This is a genomic window from Chryseobacterium sp. TB1-D10 (assembly GCF_059803555.1).
Map to the genome: position 1 here is coordinate 84,436 of NZ_JAPFHB010000013.1, position 15,870 is coordinate 100,305.

Genomic DNA, 15,870 nt, shown 5'->3' on the forward strand with positions numbered 1-15,870 from the left:
ATTGCCATTTGCAAGATGAAAGACAAAACAAGAGCAATGGGTCGCGGTCTGGGCGCAATTCTGAATGCCGAAAGCAAGTCCAATATCAACTCAGCTTCGGATGAAGGTGCAAAATCTTTGGTAGGAAATATCGTAGAAATTTCCATTGATGATATTTATCCAAATCCCAATCAGCCAAGGACTTATTTTGATGAAAAGGCACTGAATGACCTTGCGGAATCTATCAAAAGTTTGGGCATCATTCAGCCAATCACGCTTAGAAAAGACGGGCCAAAATTCGAAATCATTTCGGGAGAGAGACGTTACCGTGCTTCCAAGATTGCTGGTTTGGAAACTATTCCGGCTTACATCCGTTTGGTAAACGATCAGGAATTGCTGGAAATGGCCCTGGTTGAGAATATCCAAAGGGAAGATCTGGATCCCATTGAAGTGGCTTTGACTTATCAAAGACTTTTAGATGAGGTTGGAATGACTCAGGAAAATCTAAGTCAACGTGTAGGTAAAGAAAGAAGTACAATCACAAACAGCGTTCGTTTGTTGAAATTATCTCCGGATATTCAGAAAGGCGTCAGAAGTGGTCAGATTTCTGCTGGTCACGGTCGTGCCATTATGGGTTTGGATTCTGAAGATAAACGCCAACTTTTGTTTGACAGAATCATCAAAGAACAATTAAACGTAAGACAAGCCGAACAATTAGCTGGATTGATGAAAAATGCTCAGGATTCCGAAAAAGTTGCCAAGCAGTCCATCATCCCGAATCATTTCAAGAAAGCCCAGAAAAGTTTGTCTGATATTTTGAATGTGAATGTTGAAATCAAAACGTCGGCAAATGGGAAAAAAGGAAAAATTGTTCTCGATTTTAAAAATGAAGAAGAGCTGGAAAGCATTCTTGCACACATCAGATAAATGAAGAAATTACTTTCAGTTTTTTTGATTCTCTCTTTTGGTTTTGCTTTTTCACAGGTCAATCCAAATGATACGATCCGTGTGGAAAACCTTCCAAAAGACAGCATTCCCGCTGTTAAAAAATCTGAAGCTCAGATTTTGGGAGAAATAGATCAGAAAAATGCACCTTTAAAAATAACAAAACTAAGTCCGGCAAAAGCAGGTTTATATTCCGCTGTTTTTCCAGGACTTGGTCAGTTTTATAATAAAAAATATTGGAAAATTCCTATCGTCTGGGGTGCGGTTGGGACTGGTGTTGGTATTGCGCTTTGGAATCAAAAACAATATGAAAGATACAGGAATGCCTTTGTAGCAGAACTTAATGGTCTTCCTCACGAATTTTCTGATAGCCCATATGTAACAAAAACGGTTTTGGGAAATGCACAGGACAGGTCTAAAAGACAGCGCGATTATGCTATCGGGATTTCTGCTTTGATTTACATTCTGAACATTGTAGATGCAGTTGTAGATGCGCATTTATACGAAGGTCGTCACGATCCTGATTTGGCCATTATGCCAACTATCATCAATGATCAATCCGGAAACTCTTACGCAAAAACGGGAATCAGTCTCAATTTCAGATTTTAAATAATAAAATTTTCCCTTTAAAATAAAATAGAAAAATGAAAATAGCATTGGTAGGTTACGGAAAAATGGGGAAAATCATTGATGAAATGTCTCAAAGTCGTAGCCACGAAATCGTTGCAAGACTAAGTGAAACACCAACTCCAGAAAATCTTAACAATCCTGATGTTGTCATAGAATTTTCAAATCCGGAAGTCGCTTTCGAAAATATCAAAATCTGTCTGGAAAATAAGATTCCTGTCATCTGCGGAACAACAGGCTGGCTTGATAAAAAACCTGAAATCGAAAGAATTGCTCTGGAAAATAATACCGCATTTTTGTATGGTTCCAATTTTAGTCTTGGCGTTAATCTATTTTTCGCTCTGAATGAAAATCTTGCTAAAATGATGAATAGATTTTCTGAATACAATTGCCAGTTAGAAGAGATTCATCACATTCATAAATTGGATGCACCGAGTGGAACAGCTATTTCGTTAGCAGAAGGAATTATCAATAATTCAGACTTCGAAGCCTGGAAACTGGACGAAACCAAAGAAAAAGAATTGGGAATTTTCGCCATTCGTGAAAATGAAGTTCCTGGAACACACAGCGTTTTTTACAGATCGGAAGTAGATGAAATCGAGATAAAACACACTGCCTACAATAGAAATGGATTTGCATTAGGTGCTGTTATAGCTGCAGAATGGATCGTCGATAAAAAAGGCGTTTTCGCAATGAAAGATGTTTTAGGCTTGTAAATTCTGTAACAAAAACTGCACATCAAAAACTAATTATAAAAACCAGCAAAAAGCGATCAGCCAATTGCCAAAAGCCAATATATGAATTACATCATTACTTATACCATTTATGTTCTCATCATCAGCGTATTGATGGGACTTACAACGTGGAAGTTATTCAAGAAAATGGGTTACAATCCATTGCTTTCTTTCGTGCCTTTCTACAATTATTTTATTATTTTAAAAGAAACCAACCATTCTAAGTGGTGGGCAATTTTATCTTATCTGCCCATTGTAGGTCCAATTATGATGTCTGCATTCCATATTTTCCTGATGAATAAATTCGGGAAAAGAGGATTTGTAAATGGATTGCTGACCGTTATTTTGCCATTTATTTTTATGGCAACTGTGAATTACAGCAAAGATCCACAAATTGAGACTGAGGAAGAGGAAGAAGAGGGTAAAAAGAAAGAGACTTTCTTAGGATCAGTAACTTTTGCGGTGGTTTTTGCAACTATTATCCACGCATTTATCACGCAGCCTTTTGGTATTCCAACTGGATCTATGGAAAGAACGCTTCTTGTAGGCGATTTTCTTTTTGTGAACAAATGGGCTTACGGATACAGAATGCCGATGAGGCCAGTCGCACTGCCATTTTTACAAGGAACAATTTTCGATACAGGACAAAAAGGGAATCCGAAAGACGACCCAAAATCTTATGTAGATGCGGTTAAATTACCATACTTAAGAATTCCAGGTTATGATGAGATTAAGAGATATGACATCGTGGTTTTCAATTATCCTCAAGATTCTGTCCATACAGCCATTGACAGGAAAGATCCTTATGTGAAAAGATGTATAGGAACTCCGGGTGATGTGGTAGAATTTCGTGCTGGAAGATTATATGTAAACAATGCCCCTGAGAAAATTCTTGGCGATGAATACCAGCAGCACGCCTATTTGGTAAAATCAAATTCTCAGTTGGATATTCCTCAATTATACAAGGCTTACGGTTTTCTGCCAGTTCAGGAAGAACAAACTAACGCAGGTTTCGAATACACTTTTCAAGGTTTGACAGCCCAGACGGCAAAAGAAATCAAAGCACTTCCAAGTGTAAGTGAAATGAACGAGGTGCTCGAAGAAAAAGGAGTTGGCGCTGTGCGATTCAAAGTAAATGCTGAAAGAACTGCTCTCACAAAAAACATTGATACAGTCAATTCAATTTATCCAATCAATAAGCCTTGGAATCAGGATTGGTACGGTCCACTCACAATTCCAAAAAAAGGCGATGTTGTAAAGTTGGATCAGGAAACATTACCTACTTACCTCTGGATCATTTCGGAATACGAGCATAACAAGCTTGAGAACAAAGGAGGGAAAATCTACGTCAACGGTCAGGAAACCAACCAATATACAATTAAACAGAATTATTATATGATGATTGGTGACAACCGTGATGCGTCTCTGGATGCGAGATTCTTCGGAGTTGTGCCAGAGGAGAATATCGTTGGTCGACCAATGTTCACTTGGTTGAGTGTTGAGGGACTGTTCTCAGATGCAAACTCTACTTACCAAGCGCCAGGCAAAAAAATCCGTTGGGACAGAATGTTTAAAGTAACCAACACTGGCGAAGCCAACAAAACATCTTACTGGTGGGTTGCTGTGTTGATTTTGGTTTTATTCTTCGGATGGGATTACTTTGCAAATCTTTTCAAAAAGAAAAAAGAAGAAGATTAACATAATCAGGAGCTAAATCCCGCTATCCACTATATCTTTTTTGCTTTCAGAAAAATTTGTCATAAAAAGAAATTGTAAGAAAAAAGCAAATGAGGATGCCGTTCCTATCGGGGCTACAGGGTTTATCATCCAAATAAAAATACAACACTTTGTTGAGGGGTCATAGCTTCAACAAAGTTTTTAGTTTAAACAAATATGAACAACAAGATTCTTTTACCCATATTTTATTTACCACCCATTTCGTGGTTCTCGGTTTTTCTAGATCCAGAAAACGAAATTACATTTGAACAATTCGAAAATTTCCCAAAACAGACTTACAGAAACCGCGCAGTAATTTACGGCGCCAATGGGAAATTACCACTCATCATTCCAATCAAACACACCGGAAAAAGAGAACTCAAAGACATTGAGATTTCGTTTGCAGAAGATTGGCAAAAACTCCACTGGAAATCCATCAAGACAGCTTATCAAAGCACACCTTACTTTGAATATTATGAAGATAAGCTCAAAACTATTTTCGATGAGAAAGTGGATTCACTGATAGAATTCAATTTGAAAGCGCTGAAGGTTGTCCTTAATATTCTTAAAACGGAAAAGGAATACATTTTGACAGAAGAATATTTCAAAAATCCGGAATCAAAAGATTTCAGAGAAACATTCTCCGCCAAATCAGAATCCGAAACAGTGTTTCCGGAATATTACCAAAGCTTTTCCGCCAAGAATGGTTTTTTGAAAGATCTTTCAATTTTGGATCTGATTTGTAACATCGGACCGGAAAGTCTGACATATATTAAAAATATCAAAATCAATTAATAATAATATTTTAGTATTTATGAAAAAAATATTGATAGCAGCCGCTTTTTACAGTGGTTTTGCAATGATAGCTGCACAGGCAGTAGTTGCTCCGGAAAATGATAAAGACCTGAAAACCTGGTATCATAAAGATTACGCAACTACAAAAGTTTACGGTGTGAATACGGATAATGCTTATAAATTCCTGGAGTCAAAAGGTCTTAAGCCAAAGTCTGTTGTCGTTGCAGTTTTGGATAGCGGCGTAGAAGTAGATCATCCGGGATTGGTAAAGAATATGTGGAAAAATCCAAATGAAGTTCCAAACAATGGTAAAGATGATGACGGAAACGGCTACATAGATGATGTTTACGGTTGGAATTTCTTAGGTGGCAAAAATGGCGATGTAGATGTCGATAATATGGAAGTAACCCGCGTGGTGAAAAAATACAAACCTCTTTTCGAAGGTGATGATTCTGCAAAAAACAAAGAGAATCAAACAAAAATGCCGGAAGAATTTGCAATGTATATGAAGTCTAAAGATATCTTCACCAAAAAAAGTGAAGAAGCAAAACAGAGCCTTCAGCTTTATACAATGATCAATAATTCTATTCCTGATATGGTAAAATTATTGAATGGAAAAAACCTTACGAAGGAAACTCTTGCAGGTATCAAACCGGCAAATCAGCAGGAAGCAATGGCGATGCAGGTTCTTTCTCAGGTTTCCAATGATCCTCAGGTAGCCGGAAAATCTTCTGCAGAAGTTGAAAAATATCTTAAAGATCAAATGAAGGAAGCTTTGGATTATTTCACACCACAGGCTGAGAAAGGTTTTAATCTGGATTTTGATACGAGAGCAGCTATCGTTGGAGATAATTACGATGATTATTCCGAGAAAAAATATGGAAATAACCATTACGAAGGTCCGGATGCAAAACATGGAACACACGTTGCGGGAATCATCGCTGGATTGGTTAACGGATCTGAAAATCAATATGGTGTGGCTTCCAGAGTTGCAAAAATTATGACTGTAAGAGCTGTTCCGGACGGAGACGAAAGGGACAAAGATGTAGCAAATGCTGTTCGTTATGCTGTAGACAACGGAGCAAAAATCCTTAATATGAGTTTTGGGAAACCGGTTTCTCCAGGGAAAAATGTCGTTTGGGATGCATTCAAATATGCAGAAAGCAAAGGCGTTCTTCTTGTAAAAGCAGCAGGAAATGAAAATGAAGATATTGCAGAACATCAATATTTCCCAACCAATTTCAAATCCCAGTCAGACGAAAAACCTTTCATCAATAATATGATCGTTGTAGGTGCCAATACAAATGACGCAGATGCGCTGAAAGCAAGTTTCTCTAATTATGATACAAAAATGGTGGACGTTTTTGCACCTGGAGACAAAATCTATTCTACAGTTCCGGAGGGTAAATACGAATATCTGCAAGGAACTTCTATGGCTTCGCCTGTAGTTGCTGGTTCCGCTGCAGTTTTGTTGGCTTATATGCCAAACTTAAAACCAGAACAAATCATAGAATCATTGGTGAAAACATCAAATGCCAACACAACCAACGGCTTTGATAAATTGTCAAGATCTGCCGGAGTGATAGATGTTGCAAAAGCTGCAGAGTATGCCTATAACAATTTTTACAAAGCCAATTCATCTGCGAAGGCAGTGAAAAAATCTGTTAAAAAAGAAAAAACACATAAAGCAATAGATAAGTCTAAGCTTTAATTAGTAGTCTTTTCCATAAAAACAAAAAATCTGAGAACTTCTCAGATTTTTTGTTTTTTACCCTTTGGCATAATTTTTTATGATAACTTAGTATTAATTTTAAAACTATGAAACAATTATTTTTTTTAGGAATGATATCAGCAGGTTTGCTGGTAACTTCTTGTGCAAGTAAAACCGGCGTAAGTGCTGGTGAAGCTCAAACATTACGTTCCGAAGTTATGAAACTTAAAGGTCAATGGGATATCTCAAACGTAGATTATAACAAAGAGTTCAGTGTTAAGCCTTTTGACGAGGGTGTTAGCATTAGCTGTTTTGTAGGAAGTTCTTGGACTTTCATTCCGAATAATTATACAGGAACTTATACTATACACGCAGGTGCAACTTGTCCTGAGAGAACACAAAATATTACTTTTAGTGTAGATAAAACCGGTGTTGTTTCTATCAAAAAAGTAGGTGAAGGCGAAAAAGCTAAAAAAGTAGGGTCAGGTTATAAATTAATGTTGGAGAATCCTACAGCGACCACTTTTACTTTAGTTCAGTCTGTGAATGCGGATGGAAAGCCAATGGATATAAGATATAATTTTATCAGAACTAAATAACCTCAAATAAATTAAAATGAAACTAAATAAATTAAATATTGCTGCATTTGTGATCTCAGGATCATTGTTATTCACAAGTTGTGAAGCTGTGCAGAATGCTAACAATACTCAGAAAGGTGCTGCCATTGGAACAGCAGCAGGTGCAGTTCTTGGAGGAATCTTAGGGAATAATCTGGGTAAAGGTGGTAATGCGCCGCTAGGTGCTGTTTTAGGCGGCGTTGTCGGTGGCGTTGCCGGTGGTGTCATCGGTAACAAAATGGACAAACAGGCAAAAGAAATAAAAGATGTTTTGCCTGGAGCTGAAGTAGAAAGAGTAGGAGAAGGAATCAAAGTAACTCTACATGAGAATACAGTTAACTTCGACTTCAACTCTTCAAACCTGACTTCAATTGCAAAAACCAACTTGGATAAATTGGTAACTGTTCTTCGAAATAATCCTGATACAAACATCAACATTTATGGACATACCGACAGTGTTGGTACAGATGCGGTGAATTTGAGAATATCCGGACAGAGAGCGGCTGCTGTGAAAAACTATTTTACGGCTCAAGGTATTTTATCTTCTAGATTATTCACGGAAGGTCTTGGGAAATCAAGCCCAATTGCTTCTAACGATACAGATGCTGGTAGAGCGCAAAACAGAAGAGTAGAATTTGCAATTACTGCAAACGAAAAAATGATAAATGATGCAGCTTCACAATCTGGGTCAAATTAATAATCACTCATTTTAAGATAAATAATAAACCGCAATTTGCGGTTTTTTTATTTTAATGCTACTTTTGTAGAATTATTAAAATAATTGATGAAAAACTATTTAAAATTAATAAGAGTAGAACAATGGGTTAAGAATTTATTTGTTTTTGCTCCGTTATTTTTTTCGGGTAAGATTACAAATACTTATTTGTTTTATGAGAGTATTTTTGCTTTCTTAGTTTTCTCTTTCACGGCCAGTTCTATTTATATCATCAATGATTATTTTGATATAGAGTCAGATAAAAAACATCCCGAAAAGAAAAGTCGTCCATTAGCCAGTGGAGCTGTTTCCAAGACTAGCGCAAAAGTATTACTTGCTTTTCTGATTCTACTGTCAGTATCATCAGTTTTTATCGGAAATTATATTTTTCAGACCAATTTTTGGAAATTCGGATTTATTATTGGTTTTTACTTTGTGATGAACCTTTTTTATACTTTCAAACTGAAACACGTAGCAATTGTTGATATTTGCATTATTGCCATAGGATTCGTTCTTAGAGTGCTGGCAGGAGGTTATGTGACAGGTGTTATAGTGACCAACTGGGCAATATTATTAACATTCGTTTTAGCTTTAGTTTTAGCAATTGGAAAAAGAAGAGGAGAGTTGATCAATGCTCAGGTTTCCGGGAAAACCAGAAAAGCACTGGATGGTTATAATGTGCAGTTTGCGGATATTGCACTTTCCATCAGTTGTACATTGGCCATTATTTGTTATCTGATGTTTACTTTGTCACCGGAAGTTCAGGCAAGATTTCACCCTAGGGTTTTTTACACCGTGATTTTTGTGGTTTTCGCATTCTTAAGATATTTGCAGCAAACATTGGTTTACAACAAAACTGAATCGCCAACTAAAATAGTTTATAAGGATCGATATATTCAGATTACAATCGTACTTTGGGTCATCGTTTTTCTTTTGCAGATCTATTTTAAAAAGTAAAATTATCTCTAGAAAATAATGATGGTTTGACATAACAATTATATCAAACCTTAAAAAAATAAAACACTAACAAATGAAACCGAATTTTGTAAAGAAAGTTACCAATTGGGGAAATTTCCCTGTGGTAGAAAAAGAAATGAGGTCAGATGATTCTGTTTCGAAGATTAAAAAATACGTTAGGGAAAATAATGAAGTGATTGCAAGAGGAAACGGACGCTGCTATGGCGATGCTTCTCTCGGCGAACATATTTTTTCTACAAAAAGACTTAACAAATTTATCTCTTTTGATAGGCTGGATGGTGTTATCGAATGTGAATCAGGTGTTCTTCTGTCAGAAGTTCTTGAAGTTTCTGTTCCGCAAGGTTATTTTCTTTACGTAACACCTGGAACCAAATATATTTCTGTTGGAGGCGCAATTGCTTCCGACGTTCATGGTAAAAATCACCACGCAGAAGGTTGTTTCTCGGAGTATGTCATCGAGTTCAACTTAATGAATGAAAATGCTGAAGTCATCACTTGCTCCAGAGATCAAAATTCAGACAAATTCTGGGCGACGATTGGCGGAATGGGTTTGACGGGAATTATTCTCTCAGCAAAATTCAAACTGAAAAATATAGAATCTTCTTACATCAGACAGGAAAGCATCAAAGCAGAAAATCTTGATGAAGTTTTTCAATTATTTGATGAAAGCGAAGATTGGACCTACAACGTAGCCTGGATTGATTGTTTCCAGAAAGGAAAAAACCTTGGACGTTCTATTTTAATGAGAGGCGAGCACGCTTTGAAGGCCGAATTACCAACCAACCTGCAAAAGAAAACTTTGAAGCTGAAGGAAAAACCAAAACCGACAATTCCGTTTTATTTCCCCGGATTTGTTCTTAATTCTTTGAGTATTAAAATTTTTAATTTCCTTTATTATAACAAACAAACCAAGAAACAGCTCAATAATTTTATTGATTATGAGACGTTTTTCTATCCGCTGGATGTCATTAACGATTGGAATAAAATCTACGGAAAAAGCGGGTTTATCCAATATCAAATGGTCATCCCAAAAGAAAACGGAAAAGAAGGAATGAGACAAATCCTGGACACTATTGCAAAAAGTGGAAACGGTTCTTTCCTGGCGGTTCTTAAACTTTTCGGAAAAAATAATCCACAAGCTTATAACTCTTTTCCAGTCGAAGGTTATACGTTGGCTTTAGACTTTAAAGTGAACAAAGGTTTGAGAAAATTGGTTGACCAGTTGGATACAATTGTTGAAAATTTCGGAGGCAGAATTTACTTGACAAAAGACAGTATGAGCCGGTCATCACTTACGAATTATCTTCAAAACGTAGACTCACACAAATTCGTTTCATTACAACATAAAAGAATATTATCTGGCTTATAGTCAATAGTTTTTAGTGTTTATACTATATAAAATTAGAAGACATCAAAAACTAAAAACCAAACACCAAACACAAAATACTAAAAACTATGATAATATTAGGTTCCAATTCCGAAGTTTCACAGGCATTTGTAGAAGAATGTCTTGCGAATGGTGAAAAATTCCAAACCATTTATTTGTTGAGCTCCAATCCGGAAACCACGGAAAAATTCGCAGGACATATTCAGGTGAAGTTTTTTCAGCATTCCGAAATCATTCCACTGGATTTGATGAATGATATCGATTATAAAACTTTGGAGCATATCAATTCTGATGTTCTATTCTGCGCATCAGGCTATCTTGGTTTGAGTACGGAAGAGGGACTTTATGATGATGAAAATACAGAGAGAATTATTAATGTCAACTATGCGAAATTAGTTCCTGTCCTCAATTTCTTTGCCAAAAAAATGGAGTCTAAAAGAACCGGAACAATGATCGTTCTTTCTTCTGTAGCTGGCGAAAGAGGAAGACAAAGTAATTTCATTTACGGAAGTGCAAAAGCGGCTTTAACAGCTTATTTGAGTGGACTAAGAAATTATCTTTTTGATAAAAAAGTCCACGTGTTAACCGTGAAACCTGGTTTTATGGATACCAAAATGACAGAAGGCTTACCACTAAATCCAGCTCTTACAGCTTCTCCGAAAAAAGCAGCCGAAGGAATTTACAAGGCTTTCAAGAATAAAAAGAATGTCGCCTACGTTTTACCAATTTGGGCTATTATCATGATGATAATAAGAAATATTCCTGAGTTTATTTTTAAGAAATTGAAATTGTAAAATTGTTGGAAGATGGACGTTTGGATGTCAGAAGCTAGACCTCCAGCTTCCATCTTCTGACTTCCCACAATATTATGAAAAAACTATATTTATTCGACTTCGACGGAACACTCACTTACAAAGACACGATGTTTTTGTTTTTAAAGTTTTATAATCCAACCAAATATGCATTTCAATTTTTGAAGCACGTTCCGCTTTTTGTTTTGCTAAAGCTAAAATTAGCCAACGCAGAAGCGGTAAAGAAAAGTTTTATTTCATCCATCTTAAAAGGTGAATCCAGATATCAAATCGAGAAAAAAGCAAAACAATTTTTTGAAGAAAATTATCCAGATTTATTCAGACAAAATGCTTTGGATTTCATCAATAATATCGATACAGAAAATACAGATTCTTACATTGTATCTGCGTCTTTGGATATTTGGGTGAAGCCTTTTGCTGACAAATTCAATATGACATTGCTTGCTACAAAAGCAGAGTTCAAAGATGATATTTTTACAGGAAAGTTCATCGGTAAAAATTGTAATAAAGACGAAAAAGTCTGCAGAATAGAAGCAGAACTTGGCAATAAGAAATACGATAAGATCATAGCTTTCGGAGACACTTCCGGAGACAAAGCAATGTTTAAGTTTGCCAATGAATCGCATTACCGATTTTTTCACTAATTTAGTACCTTAATTTTTCGAACTTTTTCGGCTTCAAAATCTAAATTTAAAATGGAAAGAATTTATCTGGATAATGCTGCAACTACGCCTCTCGACGATGAGGTGATAGACTGTATGGTCAATGTTTTAAGATTCAATTACGGCAATCCGTCGTCCACGCACAGCCTTGGACAGGAAGCCAAAACCGTTTTGGAAGAAGTAAGGCGAAAGATTGCAGAATCATTGAGAGTGACTCCAGGAGAGATCGTTTTCACATCTTGTGGAACCGAATCCAATAATATGATCATCAAATCCGCCGTCAATTATCTCGGCGTAGAAAGAATCATCACTTCAGCTCTCGAACACAAGTGTGTCGCAGAAACCTGCCTTGAAATGAAAAAATTGAAAGGCGTGGAATTGGTTTATTTAAGACCAGATTCCAAGGGCGATTTCGATTTGAACAAATTAGAAGAAGCGCTTCAATCATCGGACAAAAAAACTTTAGTCACATTAATGCACGCCAATAACGAAATCGGGAATCTTCTCGACATCGAAAAAGTGGCTCATCTTTGCAAAGAAAATAATACACTTTTCCATTCTGATACCGTTCAGACAATGGCTCATCTGGATTTGGATTTTTCTAAAATCCCGGTTGATTTTGCTTCTTGCAGCGCGCACAAATTCCACGGACCAAAAGGTTCAGGTTTTGCTTTTGTAAGAAAATCTTCCGGTTTGAAAGGCATTATCACAGGCGGACCGCAAGAACGAAGCCTGAGAGCTGGAACAGAAAACGTGACTGGTATAGCAGGGTTAGGAAAGGCTTGGGAAATCTCTCAGGAAAAAATGGAAGAATATAAAAACCATATTTTGGACATCAAACATTACGCAATCCAGCAATTGAAAGATAAAATATCAGGAATTAAATTCAATGGACGAAGTGCTGACGATGAAAGTCTTTACACGGTTCTGAATGTTTTGCTTCCTTATAAAAATCCTTTAATTGGATTGCAGCTTGATATGAAAGGCATTGCTATTTCACAGGGCAGTGCCTGCAGTTCAGGCGCTTCAAAGCCATCAATGGTTTTGATGTCCGTTTTGTCTGAAGATGATCTGGACAACAAAACGCCTTTAAGAGTATCATTCAGTCATTATACAAAGAAATCGGATATCGATGCATTAGTTCGGGCTTTGGAAGAGATAGGAACGCAATTTGTTATAGAAAAAGCCGATAGTTTACATAGATAATCAACAGAATAATTAGAATATAAATTTTGTAAATTTGTATAACAAAATTAATTAAGAACAAGAAATCATGGCAGTAGAAATTACAGATCAATCCTTTCAGGAAGCAGTATTAAATTCAGATAAACCGGTTTTAGTTGACTTTTGGGCAGCTTGGTGCGGGCCTTGTAGAATGCTTGGACCAATCATCGAGGAGATCGCAGAAGACTTTCAAGGTAGAGCAGTTGTGGGAAAAGTGGATGTTGATAATAATCAGCAGATCTCTGTAGATTACGGCATCAGAAATATCCCGACCGTTTTGATTTTCAAAAATGGAGAAGTTGTAGATAAAATCGTAGGTGTTTCTCCAAAAGAGGTGATCGCTGAGAAGCTGAATGCATACTTATAGAAAATTAATATAATTGAAAATGAACGCTTTTCTTTGTGAGAAGCGTTTTTTTTTATATTTAATTTGTGGATGTTAATTATTGTTGTATTTTTGCAACCACAATAAACGACGATAGTTTTTTCTAAGTTTGTTGGGCAAGAGATCCGGTAGTTCAGCTGGTTAGAATGCCGCCCTGTCACGGCGGAGGTCGCGGGTTCGAGTCCCGTCCGGATCGCAACTATTAAATTAAAATAGTGCAAAATGCTTTAAAACGTATGTTTTAAAGCATTTTTTGTTTTATGTCTGTTCAAAGAGAACTAAAAAAGCACAATCTGAAAGTGACCTATTCAGTGACCTGTTGAAACAGGTTTAAGGAGGTCACTGAAAATTCAGAGAAACCCTGTTCAGTAGCTAGTTCAGCAACTGAATATCTTGTGATAAGTTTTTGCTAAGGTTAATTTTAAATCTCAAAAGCTAAACAAAATGAACAAGACATTCAATTTACTTTTCTATGTAAAAAAGGCTAAAATCAATTCTGTAGGAGAGTGTCCTATTTATTTACGAATTACAATTGATGGCAAAATATCTGAGATCAGTACAAAGCGGACAGTTAAGCCTTCAAAATGGAACTCTGCAATGCAGAAGGTTAGTGGCACTTCAGAAGAATGCAGATCACTTAATTTTTATTTGAAAACATTTGAGCAGAAAGTTTACGATACCTATCACGAATTAATCAGAGATATGGTAACAGTAACTTGTGAGGCTCTTAAAAATAAGTTAGTTGGAAAAGGTAGATTGACACGAACACTAATTCCGGTTTTTCAGGATCACAATGATCGAATGGAGAAACTGATAGAAAAAGAATTTGCACAAGGAACATTAACTCGTTATAAGACCTGTCTGAAACATACCAAAGATTTTTTGAAATGGAAATACAGTGTTACCGACATTGAAATAAAAAAGATCGATTACGCTTTTCTAAACGATTTTGAATTTTTTTTAAGGACCGAAAGATCCTGTAACAATAATTCAGCAGTAAAATACATCAAGAATTTTGGTAAAATCATTCGTATCTGTCTTGCAAATGGATGGATGGAAAGAGATCCCTTTATGAACTATCATTCGAAGTTTAATGAAGTGACAAGAATGTTCCTTAACGAAAAGGAAATAGAATTGCTCTTTGCTAAAGATTTTAAAAATGAGAGATTGTCTTTGGTAAGAGATATTTTTCTGTTCAGTTGTTTTACTGGATTAGCATACATTGATACGCAAAAACTAACATATCAAAATATTAATTTAGGACTTGATGGCTCTCAATGGATCTACACTAAACGTCAGAAAACTAAAACTACATCTAATATTCCCATTCTTTCTCAAACGGAGAAAATTATTGAAAAATACAAAAATCATCCAGTATGTCTTAACAGTGGGAAATTACTGCCTATTCTTAGTAATCAAAAAATGAATGCATATCTTAAAGAGATTGCTGACCTTTGCGGAATTAACAAAGAATTGACCTATCATATTGCACGCCATACTTTTGCAACAACTATCACTTTATCTAACGGGGTATCCATTGAAAGTGTAAGTAAAATGCTAGGTCACAAGAGTATTAAGACAACACAGCATTATGCTAAAATACTTGATAAAAAAGTTAGTGAGGATATGATGGAATTGAAACAGAAATTTAGTGATAAAAAGAAAATTGTAATAAGCTGTTAGGTTATTTAGGTCGTCTGAAGGATTCTTGATTTAGCAATAATTTGAAAATCACTTAGAATATGGAATTATGTAAAGTGACTTTTTAACAAAAACTTATTTCTAGTCAAACCAATTTCGTGTTCCTGCGAATAAAGCTCTCTAAAAGTTACTCTTGCATCTTCCAGATGATCCCTTTGTATTTCCAGTCATTTTTGTTGCCAGAAGAAAATCATTTATCAACTCTTTCTGGCTTATACTCATTACTGAAGAAATGTCGAAACATTTGATTGAAGATTTAAAGAGGATTTTTCAAATCTCAGTATTATAACAGATAAAAATGTGTCGCATCATTTGAATTATAAAGTGAGTTTCTACAGCCTTTAAAAACATAGTTTGAAATAGTGTTGCACTTAGATTACCTTAATATCTAAGGCACTATTTATTGTATATCTTGGTTTATTAGAGATGAGAATTCAATATTATTTTCTTGTTTTTAACAATTCTTTAATTAAAAGAGTGTTAATATTATTCTTTATTAATATATTTGTTAAAGTAAAAGATTTACCTTTGTCGCATGAATTTTCTGAGATTGCTTTTTACAGTCTATTTCATGGCATTATCATTAATGCCATGCATGGATGTTGCAAAAGCACAATCAAAAACTGAAAATGTATCATATTCCTATCTAAAATCTGAGCAAAACGATGCTCATTCAAAAACAGATTCTTGTTCTCCTTTCTGTTATTGTAACTGCTGCAGAATCAGCGTTACTTCCATTAAAATAAAACCTGTTTTAGAATATCGTAAACAGATAAAAGAATACTATTCTAAAAAAATTCTTTTCAAAAAGAATGACTTTGCATATTTGGTGTACGATCAGATATGGCAACCCCCTAAAATATAATTTTTATTGAGCAGACG

General features: G+C 35.7%; 16 protein-coding genes and 1 tRNA gene. All 17 read left to right on the forward strand.

Annotated features, from left to right (window positions below):
* The first annotated feature begins 15 nt into the window (after positions 1–15).
* A complete protein-coding gene (locus OPU68_RS16335) occupies positions 16–906 on the forward strand; it encodes a ParB/RepB/Spo0J family partition protein (RefSeq protein WP_498475023.1) in 891 nt (296 codons plus the stop codon).
* Complete coding sequence (locus OPU68_RS16340; protein ID WP_498475024.1) at positions 907–1,533, forward strand: DUF5683 domain-containing protein; 627 nt, start codon at positions 907–909, stop codon at positions 1,531–1,533. It abuts the gene before it with no gap.
* A 35-nt stretch (positions 1,534–1,568) separates the two neighbouring features.
* Positions 1,569–2,267, forward strand: a complete 699-nt coding sequence (dapB, locus tag OPU68_RS16345; RefSeq protein ID WP_498475025.1) for a 4-hydroxy-tetrahydrodipicolinate reductase — start codon at positions 1,569–1,571, stop codon at positions 2,265–2,267.
* Positions 2,268–2,348: 81 nt separating this feature from the next.
* Complete coding sequence (lepB, locus tag OPU68_RS16350) at positions 2,349–3,983, forward strand: signal peptidase I (protein WP_498475026.1); 1,635 nt, start codon at positions 2,349–2,351, stop codon at positions 3,981–3,983.
* 195 nt (positions 3,984–4,178) lie between these two features.
* Positions 4,179–4,796, forward strand: a complete 618-nt coding sequence (locus tag OPU68_RS16355; protein WP_498475027.1) for a WbqC family protein — start codon at positions 4,179–4,181, stop codon at positions 4,794–4,796.
* Between the two features lie 19 nt (positions 4,797–4,815).
* Positions 4,816–6,507 carry a S8 family serine peptidase gene (locus tag OPU68_RS16360; protein ID WP_498475028.1) on the forward strand — a complete coding sequence of 564 codons (1,692 nt, stop codon included), beginning with the start codon at positions 4,816–4,818 and terminating at the stop codon, positions 6,505–6,507.
* Between the two features lie 107 nt (positions 6,508–6,614).
* On the forward strand, positions 6,615–7,106 hold the full coding sequence (locus OPU68_RS16365; protein ID WP_498475029.1) for a lipocalin family protein: 492 nt from the start codon (positions 6,615–6,617) through the stop codon (positions 7,104–7,106).
* Positions 7,107–7,122: 16 nt separating this feature from the next.
* A complete protein-coding gene (locus OPU68_RS16370) occupies positions 7,123–7,821 on the forward strand; it encodes a YiaD family glycine zipper/OmpA-like lipoprotein (protein WP_498475030.1) in 699 nt (232 codons plus the stop codon).
* 87 nt (positions 7,822–7,908) lie between these two features.
* Complete coding sequence (locus OPU68_RS16375) at positions 7,909–8,796, forward strand: decaprenyl-phosphate phosphoribosyltransferase (RefSeq protein WP_498475031.1); 888 nt, start codon at positions 7,909–7,911, stop codon at positions 8,794–8,796.
* A gap of 73 nt (positions 8,797–8,869) precedes the next feature.
* A complete protein-coding gene (locus OPU68_RS16380; protein WP_498475032.1) occupies positions 8,870–10,186 on the forward strand; it encodes an FAD-binding oxidoreductase in 1,317 nt (438 codons plus the stop codon).
* A gap of 86 nt (positions 10,187–10,272) precedes the next feature.
* Positions 10,273–10,998, forward strand: coding sequence for an SDR family NAD(P)-dependent oxidoreductase (locus OPU68_RS16385; RefSeq protein ID WP_498475033.1), 726 nt, complete (start codon positions 10,273–10,275; stop codon positions 10,996–10,998).
* A gap of 74 nt (positions 10,999–11,072) precedes the next feature.
* Positions 11,073–11,660 carry an HAD family hydrolase gene (locus OPU68_RS16390; RefSeq protein WP_498475034.1) on the forward strand — a complete coding sequence of 196 codons (588 nt, stop codon included), beginning with the start codon at positions 11,073–11,075 and terminating at the stop codon, positions 11,658–11,660.
* 51 nt (positions 11,661–11,711) lie between these two features.
* The gene (locus OPU68_RS16395; RefSeq protein WP_498475035.1) at positions 11,712–12,884 is read left to right on the forward strand and encodes a cysteine desulfurase family protein; all 1,173 of its coding nucleotides are present in this window, start codon (positions 11,712–11,714) and stop codon (positions 12,882–12,884) included.
* A gap of 67 nt (positions 12,885–12,951) precedes the next feature.
* Positions 12,952–13,269 carry a thioredoxin gene (gene trxA / locus OPU68_RS16400; protein WP_498475036.1) on the forward strand — a complete coding sequence of 106 codons (318 nt, stop codon included), beginning with the start codon at positions 12,952–12,954 and terminating at the stop codon, positions 13,267–13,269.
* Between the two features lie 140 nt (positions 13,270–13,409).
* A tRNA-Asp gene (locus tag OPU68_RS16405) sits at positions 13,410–13,483 on the forward strand.
* Positions 13,484–13,731: 248 nt separating this feature from the next.
* Entirely contained in the window at positions 13,732–14,970 is a 1,239-nt protein-coding gene (locus OPU68_RS16410; protein WP_168638761.1) for a site-specific integrase, read from the forward strand.
* A 553-nt stretch (positions 14,971–15,523) separates the two neighbouring features.
* Positions 15,524–15,853 carry a DUF6660 family protein gene (locus OPU68_RS16415; RefSeq protein WP_498475038.1) on the forward strand — a complete coding sequence of 110 codons (330 nt, stop codon included), beginning with the start codon at positions 15,524–15,526 and terminating at the stop codon, positions 15,851–15,853.
* Positions 15,854–15,870 lie beyond the last annotated feature (17 nt).